Annotated in this window: 25 protein-coding genes; 12 read left to right on the forward strand and 13 right to left on the reverse strand. The window is 70.6% G+C overall.

Going from position 1 to position 21,721, the window contains the following annotated elements; genetic code table 11:
* The first annotated feature begins 101 nt into the window (after window positions 1-101).
* Complete coding sequence (locus ACQUSR_RS15705; protein WP_431043188.1) at window positions 102-344, forward strand: hypothetical protein; 243 nt, start codon at window positions 102-104, stop codon at window positions 342-344.
* Window positions 345-841: 497 nt separating this feature from the next.
* Here ACQUSR_RS15705 and ACQUSR_RS15710 read toward each other — a convergent pair whose 3' ends face one another.
* Both ACQUSR_RS15710 and ACQUSR_RS15715 read right to left on the reverse strand, forming a co-directional pair.
* Window positions 842-1,264, reverse strand: coding sequence for a hypothetical protein (locus ACQUSR_RS15710; protein WP_431043189.1), 423 nt, complete (start codon window positions 1,262-1,264; stop codon window positions 842-844).
* Window positions 1,261-1,647 (reverse strand): ATP-binding protein, encoded by a 387-nt coding sequence (locus ACQUSR_RS15715; protein ID WP_431043190.1) that lies wholly within the window; start codon window positions 1,645-1,647, stop codon window positions 1,261-1,263. The genes ACQUSR_RS15710 and ACQUSR_RS15715 overlap by 4 nt, the downstream gene beginning before the upstream one ends.
* Before the next feature lie 114 nt (window positions 1,648-1,761).
* Between ACQUSR_RS15715 and ACQUSR_RS15720 the strand changes: the two genes are divergently transcribed.
* The 3 genes from ACQUSR_RS15720 to ACQUSR_RS15730 all read left to right on the forward strand — a co-directional run bounded on the left by ACQUSR_RS15720 (window position 1,762) and on the right by ACQUSR_RS15730 (window position 3,777).
* The gene (locus tag ACQUSR_RS15720; protein WP_431043191.1) at window positions 1,762-2,544 is read left to right on the forward strand and encodes a helix-turn-helix domain-containing protein; all 783 of its coding nucleotides are present in this window, start codon (window positions 1,762-1,764) and stop codon (window positions 2,542-2,544) included.
* Window positions 2,541-2,792, forward strand: coding sequence for a DUF397 domain-containing protein (locus ACQUSR_RS15725; RefSeq protein ID WP_431043192.1), 252 nt, complete (start codon window positions 2,541-2,543; stop codon window positions 2,790-2,792). Before ACQUSR_RS15720 ends, ACQUSR_RS15725 begins: the two co-directional genes overlap by 4 nt.
* A 136-nt stretch (window positions 2,793-2,928) precedes the next feature.
* On the forward strand, window positions 2,929-3,777 hold the full coding sequence (locus ACQUSR_RS15730) for an LLM class flavin-dependent oxidoreductase (protein WP_431043193.1): 849 nt from the start codon (window positions 2,929-2,931) through the stop codon (window positions 3,775-3,777).
* A gap of 214 nt (window positions 3,778-3,991) precedes the next feature.
* On the opposite strand, the gene ACQUSR_RS15735 is transcribed toward ACQUSR_RS15730, so the two are convergent.
* Window positions 3,992-4,657 carry a DUF4097 family beta strand repeat-containing protein gene (locus tag ACQUSR_RS15735; RefSeq protein ID WP_431043194.1) on the reverse strand — a complete coding sequence of 222 codons (666 nt, stop codon included), beginning with the start codon at window positions 4,655-4,657 and terminating at the stop codon, window positions 3,992-3,994.
* 237 nt (window positions 4,658-4,894) lie between these two features.
* Between ACQUSR_RS15735 and ACQUSR_RS15740 the strand changes: the two genes are divergently transcribed.
* Complete coding sequence (locus ACQUSR_RS15740; RefSeq protein WP_431043195.1) at window positions 4,895-5,650, forward strand: helix-turn-helix domain-containing protein; 756 nt, start codon at window positions 4,895-4,897, stop codon at window positions 5,648-5,650.
* A 155-nt stretch (window positions 5,651-5,805) separates the two neighbouring features.
* Here the strand turns inward: ACQUSR_RS15740 and ACQUSR_RS15745 are convergent, their stop codons facing one another.
* From ACQUSR_RS15745 to ACQUSR_RS15755, 3 genes are all read right to left on the reverse strand, one after another.
* The gene (locus tag ACQUSR_RS15745; protein ID WP_431043196.1) at window positions 5,806-6,435 is read right to left on the reverse strand and encodes a hemerythrin domain-containing protein; all 630 of its coding nucleotides are present in this window, start codon (window positions 6,433-6,435) and stop codon (window positions 5,806-5,808) included.
* Complete coding sequence (locus ACQUSR_RS15750) at window positions 6,435-6,887, reverse strand: carboxymuconolactone decarboxylase family protein (protein WP_431043197.1); 453 nt, start codon at window positions 6,885-6,887, stop codon at window positions 6,435-6,437. Before ACQUSR_RS15750 ends, ACQUSR_RS15745 begins: the two co-directional genes overlap by 1 nt.
* Window positions 6,888-6,987: 100 nt before the next feature.
* Window positions 6,988-7,887 (reverse strand): LysR substrate-binding domain-containing protein, encoded by a 900-nt coding sequence (locus tag ACQUSR_RS15755; RefSeq protein WP_431043198.1) that lies wholly within the window; start codon window positions 7,885-7,887, stop codon window positions 6,988-6,990.
* A 362-nt stretch (window positions 7,888-8,249) separates the two neighbouring features.
* On the opposite strand from ACQUSR_RS15755, the gene ACQUSR_RS15760 reads away from it, so the two are divergent.
* From ACQUSR_RS15760 to ACQUSR_RS15775, 4 genes are all read left to right on the forward strand, one after another.
* Window positions 8,250-8,789 carry a hypothetical protein gene (locus ACQUSR_RS15760; RefSeq protein ID WP_431047615.1) on the forward strand — a complete coding sequence of 180 codons (540 nt, stop codon included), beginning with the start codon at window positions 8,250-8,252 and terminating at the stop codon, window positions 8,787-8,789.
* A gap of 256 nt (window positions 8,790-9,045) precedes the next feature.
* The gene (locus ACQUSR_RS15765) at window positions 9,046-10,347 is read left to right on the forward strand and encodes a ricin-type beta-trefoil lectin domain protein (RefSeq protein WP_431043199.1); all 1,302 of its coding nucleotides are present in this window, start codon (window positions 9,046-9,048) and stop codon (window positions 10,345-10,347) included.
* A gap of 300 nt (window positions 10,348-10,647) precedes the next feature.
* On the forward strand, window positions 10,648-11,022 hold the full coding sequence (locus ACQUSR_RS15770; protein ID WP_431043200.1) for a hypothetical protein: 375 nt from the start codon (window positions 10,648-10,650) through the stop codon (window positions 11,020-11,022).
* Window positions 11,023-11,262: 240 nt separating this feature from the next.
* Complete coding sequence (locus tag ACQUSR_RS15775) at window positions 11,263-11,937, forward strand: hypothetical protein (protein ID WP_431043201.1); 675 nt, start codon at window positions 11,263-11,265, stop codon at window positions 11,935-11,937.
* 133 nt (window positions 11,938-12,070) lie between these two features.
* Here the strand turns inward: ACQUSR_RS15775 and ACQUSR_RS15780 are convergent, their stop codons facing one another.
* The 3 genes from ACQUSR_RS15780 to ACQUSR_RS15790 are packed head-to-tail and all read right to left on the reverse strand — an operon-like array spanning window position 12,071 to window position 15,194.
* Window positions 12,071-13,267, reverse strand: a complete 1,197-nt coding sequence (locus tag ACQUSR_RS15780) for an asparaginase (protein ID WP_431043202.1) — start codon at window positions 13,265-13,267, stop codon at window positions 12,071-12,073.
* A gap of 53 nt (window positions 13,268-13,320) precedes the next feature.
* Window positions 13,321-14,025, reverse strand: coding sequence for a response regulator (locus tag ACQUSR_RS15785; RefSeq protein WP_431043203.1), 705 nt, complete (start codon window positions 14,023-14,025; stop codon window positions 13,321-13,323).
* Entirely contained in the window at window positions 14,022-15,194 is a 1,173-nt protein-coding gene (locus ACQUSR_RS15790) for a sensor histidine kinase (RefSeq protein WP_431043204.1), read from the reverse strand. Before ACQUSR_RS15790 ends, ACQUSR_RS15785 begins: the two co-directional genes overlap by 4 nt.
* A 322-nt stretch (window positions 15,195-15,516) precedes the next feature.
* On the opposite strand from ACQUSR_RS15790, the gene ACQUSR_RS15795 reads away from it, so the two are divergent.
* Window positions 15,517-16,803 (forward strand): acyltransferase family protein, encoded by a 1,287-nt coding sequence (locus ACQUSR_RS15795; RefSeq protein ID WP_431043205.1) that lies wholly within the window; start codon window positions 15,517-15,519, stop codon window positions 16,801-16,803.
* Here the strand turns inward: ACQUSR_RS15795 and ACQUSR_RS15800 are convergent.
* The 3 genes from ACQUSR_RS15800 to ACQUSR_RS15810 form a co-directional block, all read right to left on the reverse strand.
* Window positions 16,800-17,630 (reverse strand): hypothetical protein, encoded by an 831-nt coding sequence (locus tag ACQUSR_RS15800; RefSeq protein ID WP_431043206.1) that lies wholly within the window; start codon window positions 17,628-17,630, stop codon window positions 16,800-16,802. The genes ACQUSR_RS15795 and ACQUSR_RS15800 overlap by 4 nt on opposite strands.
* Window positions 17,631-17,731: 101 nt before the next feature.
* The gene (locus tag ACQUSR_RS15805; protein ID WP_431043207.1) at window positions 17,732-18,082 is read right to left on the reverse strand and encodes an MmcQ/YjbR family DNA-binding protein; all 351 of its coding nucleotides are present in this window, start codon (window positions 18,080-18,082) and stop codon (window positions 17,732-17,734) included.
* A 10-nt stretch (window positions 18,083-18,092) separates the two neighbouring features.
* Window positions 18,093-18,893 (reverse strand): DUF4239 domain-containing protein, encoded by an 801-nt coding sequence (locus tag ACQUSR_RS15810; protein ID WP_431043208.1) that lies wholly within the window; start codon window positions 18,891-18,893, stop codon window positions 18,093-18,095.
* Between the two features lie 218 nt (window positions 18,894-19,111).
* Here ACQUSR_RS15810 and ACQUSR_RS15815 point away from each other — a divergent pair, with 218 nt between their 5' ends.
* A complete protein-coding gene (locus ACQUSR_RS15815; protein ID WP_431043209.1) occupies window positions 19,112-20,074 on the forward strand; it encodes a GlxA family transcriptional regulator in 963 nt (320 codons plus the stop codon).
* A gap of 152 nt (window positions 20,075-20,226) precedes the next feature.
* Window positions 20,227-20,859 (forward strand): DJ-1/PfpI family protein, encoded by a 633-nt coding sequence (locus ACQUSR_RS15820; RefSeq protein WP_431043210.1) that lies wholly within the window; start codon window positions 20,227-20,229, stop codon window positions 20,857-20,859.
* A 118-nt stretch (window positions 20,860-20,977) separates the two neighbouring features.
* On the opposite strand, the gene ACQUSR_RS15825 is transcribed toward ACQUSR_RS15820, so the two are convergent.
* Window positions 20,978-21,706, reverse strand: a complete 729-nt coding sequence (locus tag ACQUSR_RS15825) for an ABC transporter permease subunit (RefSeq protein WP_431043211.1) — start codon at window positions 21,704-21,706, stop codon at window positions 20,978-20,980.
* Window positions 21,707-21,721: the final 15 nt, after the last annotated feature.

Consider the following 21,721-nt stretch of genomic DNA (forward strand, 5'->3'; position numbering starts at 1 on the left):
CACCTCAATGGAGCAGTGGCATGACGCTCGGTGCGACAGGAGGTCACCGCTGACTTACGTTCCGAGATGTCTCGCTCCCGCAGACATCAAGGAGTTCGATCATGAACAAGCTCCATCGGGTGGCGGCCGCCGCCCTGCTCACCGCCGCCGCGACCCTGCCACTGGCCGGTGCCGCACAGGCGATGCCGCTCACGCCGTCGTCGGCAGCCGCGCAGTTCGGTGGCGGGGACTGCCACCGACATGGCCATGGGCACGGACATGGCCACGGGCATGGGCACGGCCACCACTGCCATGGCCACGGCCACGGCCACGGCCACCACAGCTGGTGGGACGTCGGTCTCTAGCAGCCCCTCATGCCGCGGATGCCCGGTGCCCTGAGAGGGTGCCGGGCACCCGCCCGCCCACCGCGCTTCGGCCTTACCCGCTCTCCTCCGGGTGCGGTGACAGTGCGGGGCCGTGGTCCTCACCGAGCGGGCGGGTCAGCGCCGCGTGCAGGTCGGGGTCGGCGTGACACCTCGGCGCTGTGCCGCCACTCCAGAAGCAGTTGCGCCACGGGGGCCCGCGTCGCCCAGCGACGCCGCCTCGCTCACCGTGTCGGCCAGCTCAGATGCCAGCGTCTCCACGTCTGCCTCGGGCAGGAAACGCACCCAGGGCAAGGCCTCCCGTCCGACCCGGTCCGCAGCCACGACCAGAGGCTCCTCTCACCCGTTGCGGTCCACGGGCAGCGTCGAAGTGCCCACCGTGAGCCGCCCGACCAGCATGTCCACCTCGACCGGAACGCTATGGCTTACGGCCTGCGCCGACGCCCCTGAACCGGGGAGGTTCACCGGTACGAGGAAGGTCACCGGACACCCCGCGCGTGGGCGATGCCGAGCCGGATGCGGTCGGCGATGGTCGCGGCGGCGACGTACGCGTCGACCTCGTCGCGGGTCGCACCCCGCCGCAGCGGCCGCAGCCCCGCCATCAGCACGACCGGCCCACCCCCGGCGACGAACCGCGACCATCGCTCGCCGACCAGGACCCCGATCGCGTGGTCGCACCCGTCCACCCGTACGGCCGCGTACGACAGCCCGCGCAGCACGACGCGCGGCCCCACACTCGGCAGCCGCCGGCGCGGGGTGACCAGCCCCATCCCGTCCGCGAGCGCCGCCATCCGCTCGTCCGGCTCCGGCCGCGCCATCAGCACGAACGCCGCCGTCCCGACCTCCGTCGTCTCCAGCCAGCTCCACGCCGCCACGGAGTCGATCAGCTTGCGCGTGATCACCGGAGCACCGCCCACACGCGCTTGCCGGTCGCGGTCGGGGTCGCCCCCCAGGTGTCCGCGAGCCCGGCCACCACGGACAGCCCGCGCCCGGTCTCCGACCGCCAGGCCGGTAGCCCCGTGGCCCGGGGCAGGACGTACGAGTGGTCGCTGACAGCGACCTCCACGCCGTCCGCCAGCAGCCGCAGCGTCAGCTCGCACTCCGGCGAACCCGCGTGCCGGTGCACGTTGCTCAGCAACTCCGTCACGCACAACTCCGCCGCCCCGGCCAGCGGGAACCGGCCCCACAGGCGCAGGTGCGCGCCGATGATACGCCGCAGCCCGGAGAACTGCGCCGGGTCAGCGTCGAGTTGGAGCACCACTTCGGGTGGTGTTTGCGTCTTCATACGGTCAAAGGTGGCCGCCCGTGCCTACTCTGACCAGCAGTGACGCAACTACACACCTGCGTGTGCACATTAAGGGGGCGCACAGTGAGTGGCAGTAACGAAGGTTCGTCGAGCATGAGGGTCTTCGGAGCGGTCGTACAGGGGCTCCGGGAGGCAAAAGGCTTCACACGCGATCAGCTGGCCGATCATGTGAAGTACTCGACGTCGCTGGTGGCGATGATCGAGGGCGGCAGGCGGATGCCGAGCCCCAAGTTCATCACGGGGACGGAGGATCTGCTGGGCGTCAAGGGGGTGATCAAGAAGGCCGCGAAGCACGTGGAGCGGGACCGGTACCCGTCGTGGTTCAACGGCTACAAGGACCAGGAAGCCCAGGTCGTCACCCTGTGGACGTACGACTGCCTCGTACTCAACGGACTCCTGCAGACCGAGGAGTACGCCCGCGCCGTGCTCGGTGCACGAGTGCCGCACCTCGACCAGGAGGAGATCGAACGGCGCGTGGAGGCGCGGCTCGCGCGGCAGGCCCTGCTGGAGCGCGTTCCGGCGGCCACGCTGACCTTCGTCATCGAGGAATGGCTGGTGCGCAAGCCGCTGGGTGGGCGCGAGGTCATGCGCGGGCAGTTGCAGCGGTTGCTGGAGCTCGGCGAGCGGCGGAATATCCACATCCAGGTGATGCCGACGGCCCGCGAAGCCCACGCGGGCTTCAATGGGCCGTGGACACTGCTGGAGACCCCCGAACGGGAGCGGCTAGCCTACGTGGAGGGCCAGGCAGGTGGAGTGTTGATCGAGGACCGCGAGCAGGTCAGCGAACTCATCGAGCGCTTCGGCATGTTGCGGTCCCAGGCGCTCTCGCTGGGAGAGTCCGCCACGTTCATTGAGCAGATGGCAGGCGAACTGTGAACACCACCGACCTCGCATGGTTCAAGTCCAGCTACAGCGGCGACGCGGGCGGCCAGTGCGTCGAAGTGGCCCTGGACTGGCACAAGTCGACGTACAGCGGCGACAACGGCGGCCAGTGCGTAGAGGTCGCCACCTGCCCGCACACCGTGCACGTCCGCGACTCCAAGGACAAGACCGGCCCCGCCCTCTCCTTCTCCCCCGAGGAGTGGACGGCGTTCGTCGCGTTCGCTAGGGTGCAGGCACTCTAAAAGATCAAGGCTCTCCAGAAGTACGCCGCAGAGCGGGAGCCACCACCTCACGCCATCGCGCGACCGAGGTGCAGGAGGGGCGGCAAGCGATCAGTGATCGCACGATTCGTCGTGCCCTTCCTAAGGATGAGTTCTCATGCATGTCGGCCTTGGCCTTCCCATCAGTGACCCCGCCGCGCTGTTCGACTGGGCGCGGCGTGCCGACGCCGGTCCGTTCTCGACGCTCGGGCTGCTGGACCGGCTCGTGTACGACAACCCCGAGCCCCTGGTGACCCTGGCGGCCCTCGCCGGGGCCACCAGCCGTATCCGCGTCCAGACCCAGGTCCTGCTCGCCCCGCTGCGCGAGACCGCGCTGCTGGCCAAGCAGGCAGCCACCCTCGACCGGCTCTCCGGTGGGCGGTTCGTGCTCGGGCTCGGGATCGGCGGGCGCGAGGACGACCACGCGGCCGCTGGCACCGAACTGCGCCGCCGCGGCGCCCGTCTCGACGCGCAGATGGAGACGATGCGCCGCGTCTGGTCCGGCGAGCCCTACAGCGACGCCGCGGGCCCCATCGGTCCGCGCCCCGCTCGGCCCGGCGGCCCGGAGGTCCTCTTCGGCGGGTTCAAGCCCGCCGCGCTGGAGCGGATCGCCCGCTGGGGCGACGGCTTCCTCGCCGCCGCGCCGCCCTCGTGGGCGGGCGGCCTGTTCCGTACGGTCGAGGAGTCCTGGCAGCGCGCCGGGCGGGCCGGTCGTCCCCGCATCGTCGCCCAGGTGAACGTGGCACTCGGCACCGAGCAGGCGGACGAGGCGCGCGCCGCCTTGCTGGAGTACTACGCGTTCACCGGCAATGCGCAGGCCTGGGCGGTCGACAGCCTGCTGACCACCCCGGAGGCCGTCCGCGAGACGATCGACCGGTTCGCCGATCTGGGCGCGGACGAGGTCATGCTCTACTGCTGGTCCACCGACCCCACCCAGGTCGACCGCCTCGCCGACCTCGTCCCGTAACCCGACGAGAAGCGCTGGCAGGCACTGCGGGGCGTCGGCCGGAGGATGTCGGTCCGCCGGTCGGCGGCTCCCGAAGGCGGCGCCGCACCGGGCCGGCCCAGTGCGCCCCGACGGCTGCCTCGAAGGAACAGTCCGCCGAACGCTTCGGCTTCTTGCCGCACCGAAAGGATCTCGATAGCGGTGGGTCCGGCCGGACAGTCCTGGTGCTGCTCCTTCAGAGGCTGCGGGCGGTGATGTCGCCGTGGGAGGTGGTGGCGCGGATGTCGAGTTCGGCGGTGCCATCGTTCTTGAGGGCGTTGCTGACGCGGCCGCAGTCGGTGCCGGCGTCCAGGGCGGCCGAGACGCCGGCGGCGGCGGTGACCGAGATGTCGCCGGACTGGGTGCGGAGCACGACCGTGCCGCGCACGGCCTCGGCGATCCGGATGTCGCCCCTTGCGGTGCTGATCTCCGCGGGGCCGTTGAGCCGGCCCACCTCGACGTCGCCGTCGGTCGCGGTGAGGCGGACGCTCGCGGCCTCGTCGATCTTGATCTGGCGGTATGCGCCTTCGAAGGCGATGTCGCCGAGGCGTCCGACGCCGCGGAGCTCGGTGCTGGCGGCCTTGACCTCGATGCGGGAGCCGACGGGCAGTTGGACGGTGACCTCCAGGGATCCGGAGGGGCCGAAGAGCTGGTTGTTGGGGGTCGGGGCCGAGATCCGCAGGACGCCGTCGGCGTAGGCGACGGTGGTCTGCTCAGCGGTCTTGGTGTCGCGGCCCTTGGAGGCGTTGGCGGGCAGGACCTCGACGGTGGTGTCGGCGCGGTCCGCGGCGATGACCTGGATGCGTCCGGCGGGGATGTCCAGGACGGCGGAGATCGGGGCGGGGGTGTCGAACTTCTGCATCGTGCTCTCCCGTGGTCGTTCGTTGTTTCTGACACCGGAAAAGCTACGTTGCTTTTCAGAATCTGACAACACATCTGTTGCGCATGATCGACGTTTATGCAGGTAGACGCCAAGAAACTGTTGCAACGACCTTGAGAGCAACGCAACGAAAGTTGCTCCGATCGTTGCAATGGACGAGATGTGAACGCTATAGTGGGGGATCAGGGACCGCCACGAAGGATCACCAGGGAGATCGCGATGCCGGGAGGCAGGCTCACCCAGCAGGACCGCCAGAAGATCGCGCTGGGGCTGGCCGACAGCCTCCCCTACGCCGAGATCGCCCGACGCCTCGACCGCCCGACCTCGACGATCACGCGTGAGGTGATGCGCAACGGCGGCCCCACCGCCTACCGCGCCGACTTGGCCCACCGCGCCACCGAACGCCGGGCCCACCGGCGCAGGCAGGCCGTGCCCCGAGAGCAGGGAGCGCCGGTGCAGGGCCACGGGCGCGACGCCGAGGCCGTGCGCGAGTACGAGGAGGCGTTCACCACCCTTCTGATGCAGCAGGGCATGCCCAAGATGACGGCTCGGGTGCTGACCTGCCTCTTTATCGCCGACGCGGGCAGCCTCACCGCGTCCGAACTCGTCCAGCACCTCCAGGTCAGCCCGGCGTCCGTCTCCAAAGCGATCGCGGTCCTCGAAGCTCAGGGCCTCATCCGCCGGGAACGCCACGAACGCCGCCGCGAGCGCTACTTCGTCGACGACGACGTCTGGTACCAGTCGACGATCGCCAGCGCCCGCGGCATCGCCCAGGTCGCCGAGACCGCACGGCGGGGCGTCGGCATCCTTGGCCGCGACAGCCCGGCCGCCGTCCGCCTGGAGAACATCGCCCGCTTCAGCGACTTCATCAGCGAGAGCATCCTCCGCGCCACGGAGCAGGTCCGCGAGGTCCTCTACACGAAACCCGAAGCGAGCTCAGGCGGCACTGCCACGCCAGGTTCGGATCACGGATAGACAGCCGTCCTGATGGTCACAGCCAGCGGCGCCCACGCCGGACCCTTCAACCTCAGCCGACCCCATCGCGCGCCCGCCAGGCCGCCTCGATCATGCGCGGGTGCGCAAGAAGGACCCCGGGGTCTCCGGGGCCCTTCTCACCATGCGCACCCGGGTCAGACGGGCGTGTACGGGTTCCAGCGGTCCAGCGCGTTGTACGCGGGGCGCCACTGGTCCGCGTAGGCGGCGCGTGCCGCCTCGGGGAGGGAGGCGAGCATCGTGGCGGCGGTCTCCTCGGTGGCTTCGTCCAGGAGCCAGGGGAGAAGCCGTGGGGCGTCGGGACCGATTCGCTGGCCGTGGACCTGGCTGAAGTGGGCCCACTGCTGCGGGGTCGCAGTGGCCTGGATCAGTGGTATGGCCTCGTTCTCTTCGTGCTTGAGGTGAGCGGTCAGCGCGTCGGCCAGCTCATCCGCCAGGCTCCCCACGACCGCCGGTTCGGTGTCGGGGTCGGACATGGCTACGTCGATCGCCTCGATCAGCGGGTCGATCAGGGCATGCTCGGCTTCCATCGCATCCAGCAGCGCCAGCTCGTCCGGGCGGCCGGACAGGGTCGCCCGGAGCGCCGGCCACAGCGCATCGTCCTCGGCCGTGTGGTGGATGTGCAGGGACTTCTTGAAGAGCTCCCAGCCGACTGTGGTGCTCATCATGCGCCGGGGATCGGCAGCTGCTCTGGTCAGGTAATGCAATTCACGCCGCAGCGCGTCGTGCATCGCGAACATCGCGGTCATATCCAGCCTGTCGGCCATTACTGGCCCCAGGAAGTTCCGGCCGGCTCTTTGATGGCCGCGTTGAGCCGGTTGAACAGGTTGGTCACGCCGATGACGAGAAGGAGCGCGGCCAGCTGCTGCTCGTCGAAGTGGTCAGCGGCCTCGTCCCACACCCTGTCGGGCACCGCGTCGCCGGAGCGGTCGGCCAGCCGGGTCACGGACTCCGTAAGGCGAAGAGCCGCGGCCTCGTCCTCGCTGAAGAACGGTGCCTCGCGCCACGCCGCGACGGCGGCAACCCGCTCTTCGCTCACTCCTGCCTTCCGCAGATTCTGGGCGTGTGCGTGAACGCAGGCACTGCATCCGTTTATCTGGCTGGCCCTCAGCCCGACGATCTCCTGGAGCTCATGGGAGATACCACCCTGATTGATGGCCTTGAAAATCGCGGCGATGCCCTTCATACCGTCCGGAAGGACGAAGGCCGGATTCTTCATACGTGGTTGCACGGAATTTACTCCTCGCAAGGAATGTCGTTTCGACCTCAATCCTTTCGGCGGGCACCACGGTGATCAATGCCCAGCTGGTACACCCTCGTCAGAGCCAGCTAAACGATCGGCTCAGCAGGACGGCCCTCTCGTTGAAGTCACGGATGCGCGCGGTCTCGTCCGCCCTGCGCCAGACGAAGCCCCACTCGATGGGCGCGGCATCACCGAACGGGACGTAGGTGACATCGGGGCGCAGGTAGAAGCGGGTCACCTGACCGTCCACGGTGAAGGCGCCTTCGTCCGCGCCGACCAGGCCCAGGACTTCCATGAAAGTGGAGACGGGGGGACCGTGGGCGATCGGCTTGCCGCCGGGGGTGCGGGACGGCACCCGGTCGTCGCTGATGGAGGCCGGTGCGTTGTCCGGCATGCGCAGCAGAGTGACGCCGGCCAGATCCTCCAGGCTGATCTCGTCCCGGCCGGCCAGTGGATGCCCGGTGGATACGGCCAGGTAGCGGGGTTCGCTCCACAAGACCGGACCGGTGGCCAGGTCCGCCTCCGCCAGCGGCCGCGTGTTGAGAACCATCTCCACCGCGCCCTCGCGCAGGCCCGAGATGCAGTCGTGCATCTGGAGCTCCTGGATGTGGACCTCGGAGCGCGGATGCGCGGCCCGGTAGACGCGAGCCGCCTCCAGGACGAACTGCCCCGCGGACGCGCCGAGGAACCCCACTCGCAAGGGATCATCGAACCCGCGGGCCGCCTTGATGGCACGCTCCAGGGCGTACTGGACCTGCTGGTAGCCGGGCCGCAGGTCGTCGTGGAACCTCACGCCGATGGTGGACAGCGTCACCCTGCGACTGGTGCGGTCGAACAGCCGTGCACCGATGCGGCGTTCCAGTCTCTGGATGGTCTGACTGATCCACCCGGTGGAGAACCCCAGACGATCGGCGGCGCGACCGAAGTGCAACTCCTCGGCCAGGGCGAGAAACGCCTCGATCTCCGAACGTTCCATGGTTCCCTCCCATAGCCCCCTCGTTCCGCAGGAGCCGCCTCGGGTACATGCGGCACTCGACTCGCGAAGGCATGCGGGTGTCGGGGCACCCAGGCCGGAAGGTGCGCCTTCTGCCGCCGACAGGCGGTCAGGCAGCCGCAGATGAGGGACCGTCGCCCAGATCAGCGCCTTGCCCGGTCATGGTCAGAACCCTCAGGGTCAGCGCGGATTGCACTTTGTTCAATCGCAACGTAGCGCAGGTCTTGAACAAAGTGCAAGAGCCACTCCCCCATGGCGACTGGCTGCCGACACCGACCCTCTTGCACTTAGTTCAATTCATGGTTACCTTCTCCCCTGCCACCAACTTGTACTAAGTGCAACTGATGCTCGGGGAGATTCCGATGAACGCCTTCGCCGCCGTCTGCCAGCTGTTCGTCGCCCTCGCCTTCCTCTCGATCCCGCTTGTGCGGCACCGTTTCGGGCCGGTCGCGAAGGCCGCGGCCGATGCGGAGCTGGCCGGCCAGGGCGTTCGCCCGGCCGTCCTGGAGGAGAACGGTCTGCGTTTCGACGCCGGCGGCCACGAGACCTGGGCTCCCGTCGCGGTCGCCGCGGCCATGACGACCCTCGCAGTCCTCAACTTCGCCCAGCACTCCTGGAGTACCCCGTTGACCTGGATCTTCCAGTGCGCGGTCATCGCTATGAACGCCCTGATCCTCTACAGCAACCTGACCGCAGTAAAGTCCGTCGAGGCCGCCTTCCGCCGCAAGAACGACGCCGAGCTGGCCCGTATCGACGTCGCCGCCTTCCTCAAGGCCGCCGAGAACGCCTTCCCCTCCTGGGTCCAGCTCCTGCAGAAGGCCCGCCACACCATTGTCTTCGGCTCCTCCGCGATCGCCCTGACCGCGATCACCCTCGCTGCCTGACCCTGCGCGCGAGTGACGGACAACCAGCCCGGACAGGCTCAGCGACGGAGGGCCCGCCCACCCGGCGGACCGGCGAGCCGCTGACGGAGTGCCTGGCGTCCGGGCGTCCGGGCGACTTCCCGAGTAGGCCTTCGCGGATGCCGCTCCCCTAAGATCACTTCGGCCCCGGGCTCCCGAACTGGTGAGCGGCCGGGGTCGACACGCCTTCTTTCTGCGAAAGGCCAACGGGGACTTGCGATTCACAGCCAGGCATCGTTTGACGCGCAAGCGTCGCATATCCATCGTCGCCGCGTGCGCCGCGGCCGGCATCGCCGCCGCCGTGCCGCTCACTTCCAGCGCGTTCGGCTCCGACGACAAGGCGCCGAAGGCCGCACACCCGGCAGGGGCACCGGCGAGTGCGGCGGCGAACAACTCCGCCTCCCACTCCGGGGACTTCGGTGCCGCCTCCGACATCGACGGGACCACCTTCAAGAACGGCGTCATGTCGCTGAAGGCGTCATCCACCCCGAGGACGGCCGCTGCCGCGGCCGCGTCACCCCACGGCGAAGGGTGGAAACTGGCCGCGCCCAAGGGGCTGCCAACCGGCTACACCGTCAAGTTCTACGACCAGAAGTCCGTGGACTGGCTGGGCCGCTACGTGAAGGCGTCGGTCACGGACCTGCGGCGCGTCACGAACCTGCCGTTCACCATCGACACCAAGCCGGTGGGTTGGGACTACGTCAGGCCCAAGGGCGAGGTCGTCATCGGTCTGCTGAAGCGCCCGTGCGTGCCGGGCACGGACGGCAAGCCGTGGCAGGTCGTCCACGACGGGTCGGGGGTCAAGAACCTGAGCTGCGGCTTCCACTCCCGGTCCGTACCCGACACCGTGACCAGCGGTCACGCGTACATCGACAGCTCGTTCTTCACCGCGGACGGCAAACCCTCGCCTTCCTGGGGTGAGACGTTCCTGCGCAACCACATCAGCCATGAAGTCGCCCACACGTTGGGGATGGAGCACGCGGACCGCAGCGCGACGCGCGGCGACTGCGTCAAGGGCAGCGACTCCGGCCAGAAGCCGGTCATGTGCACGAACACCCAGCATGGCTATCAGGACAAGCGCGCGGGCACCTACGTCCAGCAGTTCGACGTGCAGGGCCTGCGCTACTTCGCCGCGCACACCGGGGCGCAGTTGCCTCCGCAGGGCAGGGTGTCCGGGCTCGGTGGCAAGTGCCTCGACGTGAAGGGCGGGAAGGCCGCCAACGGCACGCAGATCGAGCTCTTCACGTGCAACGGCGGGGTCGCGCAGTCCTGGATCCTCGGCAAGGACGGCACGTTCCGCGCGCTGGGCAAGTGCCTGGACAACGCGCGCAACGCGAACACGAACGGCAACAGGATCAGCCTCTTCGACTGCCACGGCGGGGCGTCGCAGCGCTGGTCGGTCAACGCCAAGGGCCAGATCGTGCACGTCGCCTCGGGCAAGGTGCTCGACGTGGCCGGCGGCTCGACCGCCAACGGCACCAAGATCCAGCTCTACACGGCGAACACCAACAAGCGGCAGGTCTGGGTCACCCCGAAGTAGCTCGGGAGTAGCCCTGGAGTAACTCCGAAGCAGCTCCGGCGAGCACCCCAGCGGGCCGGACGGGCTTGTGCCCGTCCGGCCCGTCTCCGTAAGCCGACGCCGCCGCCTCCGTGGAGTTCCACGCCTTCTTCGAGATCGAGGCCCGCAAACCCGCCTGACACGGCCCGGATCCGTCAACACCGCAGCCCCGCGTGCACTCCTTGTGCTGGTCTTCCGCGTGGCGCCGGTCGCGCGCCGCACCGGCCGCTTCGGACCCGGCAAGGATGCATGCCGTATCAGCCGTTCAAACAGAGGTCGTCGATGAAGCGCTTGTCCCGTCTCGTGCTGCTGGTCACCGGCACCGGAGTGACGGCGGGCGGCGCGCTGTTCGCCACCGTCTCCCCCGCGTCCGCCGGCCCGGGCATCGGAGCCTGCTACAGCGACAGCCGGAAGCAGCTCTACGACCAGGGGACGGTGATCGAATCGCCCACCCGCATGGGGCCCCGGGGCACCCACGCCTGCATCAACGGCGAGTGGACGTTCGCCCCGCGCGACTGCCACGTCACCTTCACCTACGGCGGCGACGTCCCCGCCGAGGGCCAGACGTCGATCACGCACGGCTCGTTCGGCTTCTACGGCGACCAGTACAGCCAGTTCGGGCGGTGCTACGACGGCAAGATGCTGAGCCGCAAATAACACAAGCCCCGCTACCGCGCGACCGGTAGCGGGCGCCAGAGTCGGGTTTATCCCGGAGCCTGAGCGGACGCCGCAGGTCACAGCGGTCGTGCGGGGCTCCGTTCTGGCGAGGATACGTGGCATACGCGTGAATCAGCGCCCGCGTTCGAGTGATCTCTCCGGCAGCCCCACTTCGCCGGGGCAATGAGGTGTCGACGCGCCCGATGATCTCGGGCCCCTTCACCCGATTTGGAGATTCGAATGCGTTTGCGTATGCGCACCGTCCTCGCCGGCTTCGCCGTCGCCACGGCAGCCCTTGTCGGCGCGGCCGGTCCCGCCGCCGCGGACCCCCGCCCAGCCACCAACCCCGCCGTCATCGACACCGCCGGCCAGCCGGTCACCACGGCGAGCACCGGCCCCTCCACCGCCATGGCCGACGGCTCGTCCGCCAGCACCGGCCCGTCCACCGCCACGGCCGACGCCACGATCCTGCCCGCCCCCGCCCCGGCTCCCGCCCCCGACAACACGCGGCTGTCCCCTGACATGCCCGTCGCGGCCGCCGAGCCCGTCCTCGGCAAGCCGTCGCAGACCAATGCCGCGTCGACCCCCGCCGCCGAGACCCACGAGGCCGCCCCTGCTCCCGCTCCGGCTCCGGCCCCCGCCCCCAGCGCCCCGTCACATGAGGCGGCCCCGGCCCCCGCGCCCGCTCCGGCTCCCGAGCACCACCACGAGTCGGCCGCCCCGGTCGTGAACCCGCAGCCGGAGGCCGCACCGGCGGACGAGGCGAAGGACTCCGAGGAGGGCAAGCGCGGCGCGAGCATCGTCCCCGACATCGCTGTCCCCACCTGGAAGGACATCCCCCTCGGCCCGTTCGGGCCGAACCAGGGCAAGCAGGAGGGCCAGGACAAGGACAAGCAGGAAGAGCACGACAAGTAAGCGCCCTCCCGTGCGTTCCCGGCGGTGTGCGGGTCGGGCCGTCAGGCGCCCCGCTCCCGCCGGGGGAGCACTCTCCCCTTCCGCTGACGCGAGCTTCCTTGGGGTCTGAGCCGCTCAGCGAGGTCTGAGCCGCTCAGCCGTGGCGGGCGAAGGCCGCCGCGACGGCTGAGCGGTCAGCACCGTCGGCCAGGAGCAGCCGGAGCAGTATCCGTGCCTTGTACGGGTCGAGGAGACCGGCGTCGATCAGGCCCCGGCGCTGGAGGTCCACCTCCGAGCCGACCGCGCCGTAGGTGGCACGCAGGACCGAGCCACTGCCGCAGCGGGAGGCCAGGACGACGGGGATGCGCTCCGCCAGGGCGCCGAGGACGGGCGCCAGCGGCGCCGGCACGTGCCCGACGCCGAAGCCCGCGACGACCAGCCCGGCGTGCGTATCCGCGAGGCCGTCGAGGAGCGCGCCGTCGTCGTCCAGGGCGGCGGTGTACAGGGCCACGCGGGGCGCCTCCGAAGCGCCGGCCGCGACGGACCCGCCCGACGCGTCCGAAGCGTCCGCCGCGACGAACCCGTCCGACGCCTCCGACCCGACCGGTCCGCCCGACGCATCCGACCCATCCGCCCCGGCCGGCCCGCCCGACGGCAGAGCGGGCGCGACCGGCAGCGGCTCGTGGCGGGGCGGCCGGGCCAGGACGCGTACCCCGCCCTCGATGACATGGCCGATCGGGCCCGCGTTGGGGGACGCGAAGGCCGCCGTGCTCGTGCTGTGCGTCTTACGGGCCCAACGCGCCGCGTGGATCTCGTCGTTGAAGACCACCAGCGCCCCGAGCCCGCGGGCCTCGGCGGCCTCGGCGACGAGCACCGCCGCGAGCAGGTTCGCCGGGCCGTCCGGACCGGCCAGGGTCGGGTTGCGCATGGCGCCGGTGAGGACGAACGGCTCCTCGTGCGGCCATACGAGGTCGACGAGGTAAGCGGTCTCTTCCAGGGTGTCCGTGCCCTGCGTGACGACGACACCGGCCGCGCCCTCGGCCACGGCGCGGGAGGCGTCCCGTACGACGGCGAGCATATGGCTGGTGGTCAGGCTGGCGCTGGGGACGGCGTGGGCGTCCCGTATCTCCAACGGGGTGCCGAGCTCGGTGAGTCCGGGGACGGCGGCGGTGAGATCGGCGCCGGTCAGCCGCGCGACAACGGGGCCGCCACCGCCACCCTCGCCCCGGCCCACGTCCTGGCCCCGGCCTGGGCCGCCGTCGTCGCCCCCGCCTCGCCCAACGTCCTGGCCGGCTCTGCCGACGCCCGCCATCGCGATCGTCCCGCCGAGGGTGAACAGTGCGACTGCCATCGCTGGCCCCTTCACTCGAACCGCCGGCCGGGGCGCCGTCGCCCCGGCCGGCCTCACCCTAGGGGGTCTCCGCCCGCGCGCCTGGGCGTGACCAGTCCCGTCTCATAGGCCGCCACAACCGCCTGAGCCCTGCTGTCCAACGACAGCTTGGTCATGGTGCGGTTGAGGTGCGTCTTGACGGTCGCCTCGCTGATGTAGAGGCGGTCGGCGATCTCCGCGTTGCTCAGGCCGCGCGCTATCAGCTTCAGGACCTGGATCTCGCGCTCCGTCAACGCGTCCAGAGCGCCGGGCGAGTCGACTCCGGCGGCGTGCACCGACCCGGACTGGACGGCGAACGCCTCGACGAGTCTGCGGGTCACGCTCGGCGAGAACAGCGTGTCGCCGCCGTGGACCGCCGTCACCGCCGCGATCAGCCGCTCCGGTCCGGCGTCCTTGAGCAGGAACCCGGACGCCCCGGCCCGCAGCGCCCCGTACACGTACTCGTCGAGGTCGAAGGTGGTCAGCACCAGGATGCGCGGGGGCTGCTGGTCCGCGGCCGCGGCCTGGGCGAGGATCTGCTCGGTGGCGGTGATCCCGTTCATGCCCCGCATCCGGATGTCCATCAGGACCACCTCGGGCCGGGTCCGCGCCGCGAGCGCGACGGCCTCGGCGCCGTCGGCCGCCTCGCCGACGACCTCGAAGCCGGGCACCGCCCGCAACAGGCCGACCAGGCCGGCCCGGATCAGGTATTGGTTGTCGACAACCAGCACGCGCGTCATGACTCGGCGTTGTCCCCCTGCGCCGCTCCCTGGGCGGAGGTCGGCAGGGTGAGACGCACCGCGAACCCTCCCTCGCTCCGCGGGCCGATGCTGATCGACCCGCCGTAGAGCTTGGCCCGCTCCCGCATGCCGATCAAGCCATGCCCGCCGTCCTTCCCCAGTCTGGCCGGAATCACCCCCTTTCCGTCGTCGATGACGGAGACCGTCAAGTGGGTGGGACGGTAGTGGAGTTCGACGGTGGCCCGGGCCTCACGCGTGTGCTTCAGCACATTGGTCAGCGCTTCCTGGACGACGCGGTAGACGCAGAGCTCGACGCCGGGCGCGAGCGGGCGGGGCGCGCCCACCACGTGGAGGTCGACGGGGACGCCCCCGGATCGCACCCGCTCGACCATCTCGTCCAGGCGCTCGACCCCCGGCATCGGGGCGACCGGCGCCCCGCAGTCGTATCCGCCGTCCTCCGAGCGCAGCAGGTGCAGCATGCGGCGCATCTCCTCCAGGGCCTCGGCGCTGACCTCCTCGATGGTGCCGAGCGCGGTCCGCGCGGTGTCCGGATCGGAGGAGAAGACGAACCGCGCGAGGCCCGCCTGGACCGAGACCACCGACATGTGGTGGGCGACCACGTCGTGCAGCTCGCGCGCGATCCGCCCACGCTCCTGGGCGACCTCGCGGCGGGCCCGCTCGGCCTGTTCCCGGCGCAGCTTCCGGGTCAGTTCGCCGGTGCGGCGGGCGACGGCGCCGAAGCGCCAGATCACCGCGGGGAAGAAGAGGCCGTTCGTGACGACGCCGAACGTCGGGGTGTCATAGCTGATCAGAGGGCCGACGATCCAGACCGAGCTCATCATGGCCGCGCACGTCACCGAGACCCAGGTGGTCCGCAGGTACGCCACGGTGTAGACGGCGAGCACGGGACCGAGCACGATCAGCAAGGGCCAGTAGCCCGCCAGGACATACAGGAGATAGGCGGCGTTCACGAGCACGCAGACGGCGACCGGCGCCCTTCTGACCAGCATGCCCGGCAGCGTGATCAGGGCCACCAGCACGTACCCGGTCAGGTCGAACTCGGTGAACTCCGCGCCCGTGAAGTGAGGAGTGAGCAGCATGCCGAAGGTGAACACGGCGATCGAGAGCCACGCCTCGACGGTACGTGGGCGATACTCGCAGATCCGCACCGGCGCAGCGTATCCGGGCCGTCCCGAAGGTGACGTCAGACCGCCGGTGTACCGCGGAAGTTGCAGACCCCGCGCGGCCACACCAGAGGTTTGCCGCGATATCCAACCGGCAGAGGACGACGCGGCTCACGGCCCGCACGTAGCGTCCTGTACCAGCACCACGAGCGGCGCCGGGCCAGACCAACCCAACGCCGCCAGAGGGCGCGGGCCACCGGGGGACACACGGGGGGATGGGCCCGCGCCCTCTCCGACGTCTTCGCGTTCCGCACGTTCCGCACGTCAACTCGGTTCTACAGATGTCATGGGAACGGGATTCATCGCAATGACGAGTTTTCTCAGGCTTCCGCGCACGGGCTCCGGCCAGGCCCGGGGCGAGGGCGTCCCGGCGGGCCACGGGGTGAAGGCGACTCCAGCCGGTCCCACCCTGGTTCGATCCGAGCGGACCTTCGAGCCGGCGGTCGACGGCCTGCGCGCGATCGCGACGTGCATGGTCCTCCTCGTCCATCTCGCCCAGTGGACAGGGGGCATGATCGACGAGAACGGCGAGGCCGGGCCGTTCGCGAGGGTGATGACCGGCTTCCAGGCCGCGGTCCCGATCTTCCTGATCATCAGTGGCTATCTGCTCTACCGGCCCTGGGTGGACGCGACCTTGAGCGGCCGCGCGGCCCCCAAGGCGGCTCACTTCTTCTGGCACCGCTTCCTGCGGGTCTTCCCCGCGTACTGGCTGCTCATCGTGACCGCGCTTGTGGCGTTCGACCGCGACCGACTGGGCGACACATGGCGCACGGTGCGACTCCTGAGCGCCCAGCACGTGCAGCACTGGCAGGACTTGCGGGCCGATCCGGGAGTGGTGAGCCACTGGGCGCAGACCTGGACCATAGGCACCGAGATCCATTTCTACCTGGCGCTTCCCCTGGTCGCGTTCGTGTTGCACCGGGTCCTGACCCTGCGGCACGGGACCCGCGTCTCGCTCGCCCTGCTCGCCGGCGTCGCGGTCCTCGACGTCATCTGGCTGGTCTCGACGACCCCGTCGGACCCGTTCGGCCCGCCGAGTCTGTGGTGGCTGCGCGGCTACCTGGGCTTCCTCGCCGCCGGCATGGCGTTCGCCATCGTGGCCGGTCGGGCCGCGGCCACCGGTCGGCACACCGCCGCCGAGCGCCTGGTGGCACGCCACCCATGGGTGTGCTGGGGCGTGGCACTGATCGCCTTGGCCATGGCGAACACGGACTGGGCCGGGAGCGTCGTCGACCCGGCTGTCCTGACCAAGACCGAGGCCACGGTCAGGTACGTCTGCCACATGCTCATCGCCGCGGGGCTCGCGGCGCCGCTGCTGCTCGCTCGCGGCAGCGGGCCCGAGCTACTGCTGTCCAGGCCGGTGCCGCAGTGGCTCGGCCGCAACTCGTACGGGATCTACCTCTGGCACCTGGTCATCATGCAGGTGCTGGTACGCCACGTCATGGACGGTGAGTACGCACGGCTCGACACCGGTGACTTCTTCGTCCTGCTCCCCTTCGTGACGCTGCTCTCGATCCTCGCCGGGTGGCTGTCCTACACGCTGGTGGAACGGCCGGTCCTGCGCCGGTTCCGGATCAGACGTCTGCCGCGTTAGCGGCGCGTCAGCACGTACCACTCGGTCGAGTCCGGGTCCCAGTCGTACTCGTAATTGATCTTCAGTCGGTCCGCCGTACCGCCCACGGTCCACTCCTCGGCGGACCAGCAGCCGACGCCGTCCAGGCTGACCGTCTGCCCCCACGGGCCGTCGCCCCGGTCGTATGTCCACGCCCCGGTGCCGTCGCAACGCTCGTCGCCGAGGTCGTCACCTGCGAGGCCGCCGGCGGTCGCCGTGCCGTCCGCGGCGAGGCGGAGCGTGCCGCCGTCGCCGTCGGTCCACGTACCGACGAGGTCATGCCGGGACACCTGCGGCGGGCGGTAGTCGTCGACGAGGCCGGTGCCGCGTGCCACCGTGCCGAGGGCGAAGCAGACCGCCATGGCCAGTCCCCCGTACGCGTAGACGCGCCAGGTCAACGACGGTTTGCGGCCCGCGACGAGCCGCCGCGCGGAGATCCGTACGAGCTGGGCTCCGGTCCCGAGCCCGGCCCACAGCAGTGCGTACAGCCAGGCGATGTCCCAGCCCCGCACACGGAAGAGGGCGCAGAGCACGGCCGTCACCGGGAGCACCGCCACCGCCGACACCCCCACGACGGCCGGGACCCGCCACCATCGCGGGCCCGTCCAGCGCGCCAGTACGGCGGTGGGCAGGGTGATCGCCACGGAGAACAGCAGGCCCGCCGGGTACGCGATGCAGGCCATGAACGGCAACAGCGGCAGGAACACGGCCGGACCGTCCGGCGGCCTCGGCGACTCCTGGGTCATGGCCACGAATCCGTAGACGACCAGGGTCCAGAAGGCCTCGACCACGAGCACGGCCGTCGCCACGTGGACGGACTTCCACGTCCACTCCCCGTTCCCGGGCCTTCCGGTCAACCGCTGGACCCGCGGCGCGCTTTGCCGCGTCGTACGGGGCGTGTCCAGCGCCATCACGCGCGGCCCGGGTCGGTGAAGAGCTCCAGGAGGCGGTCGGGCGCCGCCTGCTTCCAGGAGTCCACGAGGATGTCGCGCAGTTCGTCCATGTCCTCCAGCGCGGCGAGCCGCACCCGTACCCACGCGGAACCCGCCTCGTGCGGCGGCACCCAGAACTTCTCCGGCTCCGCCGCGATCAGCTCCGCCCGCTCGTGCTTGGGGCACCGCACCGCGAACGACGTCTCGTCGTCGGGGATCGTGATGTACATCTTCCCGGCGACGCGGAAGGTGGGCATGCTCCACGCCTCCTTCTCCACCGTCTCGGGGAGGGAGAGCGCGATCCGGCGGACGTCCTCAGCATCGATCATGCTCACAACACTAAGGCGGAGGCCCGTCCCAGAAGCGGGCGAGTGAGCCCTCCTTGTACGGAGTCGGGCTCACGCGCACATCGCCCGCGAACGGGCGGTCGAGCACCACGACCAGCAGCAGGCTGAACCCGATCAGCGCGGAGACCGATCCCACGAACAGCACGTGCATCCAGCGGTTCCGGATGCCGTACAGGAACATCAGCGGGATGATCACGAGCGCGCCGCCGAAGACCAGGACCTGGAGCAGCGGCGGCAACTGGCGATGCGCCATCGCCAGCCGGTCGCGACGCTGTGCGGCCACGTCGTTCAGCATGGTGCTCGCCTGTTCGTAGAAGACCTGCTCCGACGCGGTGGCGGGCTCGTAGCCCTGCAGTGCCGTGTACAGCCCCTTTATCTGTCCCGCGGTGACGCTGTGCTGTGCGGTCCCGTTCTGCATGTGCGGCCACTGGTCGTCCACCACGGCATGCAGGTAGTCGTGGACGGCCTTGTCCATCCGCGCCCGCGGCCCGGGCGGGAACGAGCCCGCGTCGCGCACGATCAGAGAGACGTCGGTGGCCTCCGTCTCGACCGTGGTCCGGGTCTGCTCCAGCTGCTCCCAGAGGGTCACGATGACGAAGGCGAGGATGATCCCGTAGATCGCGGCGAACATGCCGAGCACCACGCCCACCATCTCGTTGTGCTCGCCTTTGACCAGCGAGGGGACCCGGCGGCGGACGAGGAGGCTGCCCGCCACCGACAGCGTTACGACGCCGCCCACGACCAGGACCGTCAGGGCCGCCGTGCTGAGGTGGTTGAGCAGCCAGAGCGCCACGCTCTCTCCCGACTCTCCCGACACGACGAAAGGCTTACGGGTAAGCCATTCCGCGTCCGGCGCGGTGCGCCCGCCCGGCCCGGGATCATCACCCGCACAGGGGCGGACACTCCCGCACATGGCCCCGCGGCGCTTGACGGCGCGCGCGGGGCGGGCATGGCAGGAAAGGTGGGAAATTCGGCATTGCTGCCGTAACCGCCCCCGGCCACGATGGAGCCATGCCGCCACGGACCATCCTGATCGTGCTCTTCGAGGCAACACTGAGCCTCGACTTCACCGGCCCCCTGGAGGTGTTCGACGCGGTGGACCGTGCGGGGGGTGTGCCGGACGCCTACCGCGTCCGCACCGCGACCCTCGACGGCGAGCCGGTCCGTACCTCCAGCGGACTGCTCGTCACCCCTGACTCGTCGCTGGCGGACGCGCCCACACCGCACACGCTGGTCGTCCCGGGAGGCGCGGGCACCCGTGCCCTCGATCCCCGGCTCGTGGCGTGGCTGCGCGAGCGCGCTCCCGCCGCCGAACGCGTCGTGTCGATCTGTACGGGCGCCTTCGCGCTCGCCGAGGCCGGGCTGCTGGACGGGCGGCGGGCGACGACGCACTGGACGAGGACCGGCTCGCTCGCCCGTCGGTACCCGAAGGTGGAGGTCGACCCCGAACCGATCTTCATCCGGGACGGGCAGGTGTCCACCTCCGCCGGGGTGACCAGCGGTATCGACCTCGCGCTCGCGCTGGTAGAGGAGGATCTGGGCCGCGATGTCGCCTTGCGCGTCGCCCGGCACCTGGTGGTCTTCCTGCGCCGCCCCGGCAATCAGACGCAGTTCAGCGCCCAGTTGGCCGCGCAGACCGCGCAGCGCCGCCCGCTGCGCGACGTACAGGCGTGGATCGCCGAGCACCCGGCGGCGGACCTGTCCGTCGCCGCGCTGGCGGACCGGGCGAACCTGTCCCCGCGGCACTTCGCGCGCGCCTTCCGGGCCGAGGTCGGCATGGCGCCCGGGCAGTACGTGGAACGGGCCCGCCTGGAGGCAGCCAGACGGCTGCTGGAAGACAGCGACGACGGCATCGGGGAGATCTCGCGCGCCTGCGGCTACGGCACGCCGGAGGCGATGCGCAGGGCGTTCATCCGGCGGCTCGGGGCCGCGCCCGCCGAGTACCGGCGGCGCTTCCATCCGGCGGTGCAGTAGGCGCACACGGCGCGGTAGGCGCGGTAGGCGCAGTAGGCGCAGTAGGCGCATAGGCGCAGTAGGCGCAGTAGGCGCAGTAGGCGCAGTAGGCGCAGTAGGCGCAGTAGGCGCACACGCTCAACGTCCACCACTCACCGAAAGGTTCCACCAGCATGCGCATCGCCATCCTCCTGTACGACCGCTTCACCGCCCTCGACGCGATCGGCCCGTACGAGTCGCTCGGCCATCTGCCGGGCTGGGAGCCGGTGTTCGTGGCCGAGCGGCCGGGGCCGGTGGCCAACGAGACCGGGAATCTGCGGCTGGTCGCCGAGGCGGCGCTGGAGGAGGTGCCCGACCCGGACATCGTGCTCGTACCCGGCAGCCCGTTCTGCGCCGCGCAGCAGACGAACTCGAAGGTGCTGGCGTGGCTGCGGCGCGCGGACGCAACCAGCACCTGGACCACCTCGGTGTGCTCCGGTTCGGTGATCCTGGCCGCGGCGGGGCTGTTGCAGGGGCGCCGGGCCACGACGCACTGGGCCTTCATGGAGGAACTCGCCGCGCTGGGCGCCGAGCCGGTCGAGGAGCGCTACGTCTTCGACGGCAAGTACGTCACGTCGGCCGGGGTCTCCGCGGGCATCGACATGGGCCTGGCGCTGAGCGGCCGGATCGCGGGCGACGAGGTCGCGCAGGTCTCCCAGCTGCTGATGCAGTACGACCCGGAGCCGCCGTACGGGGCGGGGTCGCCGCAGACGGCTCCGCCCGAGGTGCTCGCCAAGGCCGTGGAGGTGCTGCGGGCGACCCTCTGACCGGCGCTCCCCCAGGTACGGGGGTCCTGGGGGAGCCAAGCCACGCGGGGGGCTGGGGGGGGGAGCCCGGCCATGGGGGGAGCTGGGACAGCTGGCTACGGGGAGCCGGGGGACCGGCTCACTCCTCCCCGGCCAGCGTCAGCGACCGCAGCCGCCGCCCCGCGTACCACGTCGCGGCGACCGTGACGGCGCTCAGCAGCACCACCGCGGCCGGCAGCCCGACGTCGGAGGAGATCACGTCGCCCTCGGCGGTCCGCTGGGCGAGGGCGAGGGCCCACTGCTGCACGCTGAGGGTGCGGGCTCCGGCGACCAGGTTGCCGAAGACCGACTCCCACACCAGGGCGTAGACCAGGCCCGCGACGACCGCGTGCCGGGTGACCGTACCCAGCAGCAGGAAGATCGCGCTGTAGGCGACGGACGCGACGGCGGCGGCCAGTGCGTAGGCGACCGCGAGCTGCTGGCTGTTGCCGTTGAGGATGTACCCCGCGAGGAGGGTCGGGACGGCGGAGAAGGCGACGGTGACCGCCGTGGCCACGATCAGCTTGGTGAAGATGATCGTGGGACGTTTGACGGGCTTGGCGAGCAGATAGATGACCGATCCGTCGTCGATCTCCGGGCTGATCGCGCCCGTACCGGCGATGACGCCGATCAGCGGGACCATGGTGGCCAGTGCGAAGCCGCCGAGGATGCCGTCGGCGGTGGAGTCGTCGGCTCCGGACAGTGCCCGTACGGCGATGGAGATCACCAGCAGCAGGGCGGGCAGGGCCGCCAGGAGGAGCGCGCGGCGGCGGCCGAGAAGGGCGCGGTAGGTGAGCCGGGCGACGGTGGGGTGGTAGAGCGCGGGCATCGCTGTTGGCTCCTT

The organism is Streptomyces sp. P1-3, from assembly GCF_050613155.1.
In the GTDB taxonomy this organism is placed as follows: Bacteria; Actinomycetota; Actinomycetes; order Streptomycetales; family Streptomycetaceae; genus Streptomyces.

What these genes read in the sequence shown, in the direction of transcription:
- ACQUSR_RS15780 (WP_431043202.1), bottom strand. Translation starts at nt 13,267, where the DNA reads ATGGCAGTCGCACTGTTCACCCTCGGCGGGACGATCGCGATGGCGGGC.
- ACQUSR_RS15820 (WP_431043210.1), top strand. Translation starts at nt 20,227, where the DNA reads ATGCGCATCGCCATCCTCCTGTACGACCGCTTCACCGCCCTCGACGCG.
- ACQUSR_RS15805 (WP_431043207.1), bottom strand. Translation starts at nt 18,082, where the DNA reads ATGATCGATGCTGAGGACGTCCGCCGGATCGCGCTCTCCCTCCCCGAG.
- ACQUSR_RS15745 (WP_431043196.1), bottom strand. Translation starts at nt 6,435, where the DNA reads ATGGCCGACAGGCTGGATATGACCGCGATGTTCGCGATGCACGACGCG.
- ACQUSR_RS15705 (WP_431043188.1), top strand. Translation starts at nt 102, where the DNA reads ATGAACAAGCTCCATCGGGTGGCGGCCGCCGCCCTGCTCACCGCCGCC.
- ACQUSR_RS15755 (WP_431043198.1), bottom strand. Translation starts at nt 7,887, where the DNA reads ATGGAACGTTCGGAGATCGAGGCGTTTCTCGCCCTGGCCGAGGAGTTG.
- ACQUSR_RS15815 (WP_431043209.1), top strand. Translation starts at nt 19,112, where the DNA reads ATGCCGCCACGGACCATCCTGATCGTGCTCTTCGAGGCAACACTGAGC.
- ACQUSR_RS15750 (WP_431043197.1), bottom strand. Translation starts at nt 6,887, where the DNA reads ATGAAGAATCCGGCCTTCGTCCTTCCGGACGGTATGAAGGGCATCGCC.
- ACQUSR_RS15775 (WP_431043201.1), top strand. Translation starts at nt 11,263, where the DNA reads ATGCGTTTGCGTATGCGCACCGTCCTCGCCGGCTTCGCCGTCGCCACG.
- ACQUSR_RS15715 (WP_431043190.1), bottom strand. Translation starts at nt 1,647, where the DNA reads ATGAAGACGCAAACACCACCCGAAGTGGTGCTCCAACTCGACGCTGAC.
- ACQUSR_RS15740 (WP_431043195.1), top strand. Translation starts at nt 4,895, where the DNA reads ATGCCGGGAGGCAGGCTCACCCAGCAGGACCGCCAGAAGATCGCGCTG.
- ACQUSR_RS15720 (WP_431043191.1), top strand. Translation starts at nt 1,762, where the DNA reads ATGAGGGTCTTCGGAGCGGTCGTACAGGGGCTCCGGGAGGCAAAAGGC.
- ACQUSR_RS15785 (WP_431043203.1), bottom strand. Translation starts at nt 14,025, where the DNA reads ATGACGCGCGTGCTGGTTGTCGACAACCAATACCTGATCCGGGCCGGC.
- ACQUSR_RS15760 (WP_431047615.1), top strand. Translation starts at nt 8,250, where the DNA reads ATGCTCGGGGAGATTCCGATGAACGCCTTCGCCGCCGTCTGCCAGCTG.
- ACQUSR_RS15730 (WP_431043193.1), top strand. Translation starts at nt 2,929, where the DNA reads ATGCATGTCGGCCTTGGCCTTCCCATCAGTGACCCCGCCGCGCTGTTC.
- ACQUSR_RS15795 (WP_431043205.1), top strand. Translation starts at nt 15,517, where the DNA reads ATGACGAGTTTTCTCAGGCTTCCGCGCACGGGCTCCGGCCAGGCCCGG.
- ACQUSR_RS15825 (WP_431043211.1), bottom strand. Translation starts at nt 21,706, where the DNA reads ATGCCCGCGCTCTACCACCCCACCGTCGCCCGGCTCACCTACCGCGCC.
- ACQUSR_RS15735 (WP_431043194.1), bottom strand. Translation starts at nt 4,657, where the DNA reads ATGCAGAAGTTCGACACCCCCGCCCCGATCTCCGCCGTCCTGGACATC.
- ACQUSR_RS15770 (WP_431043200.1), top strand. Translation starts at nt 10,648, where the DNA reads ATGAAGCGCTTGTCCCGTCTCGTGCTGCTGGTCACCGGCACCGGAGTG.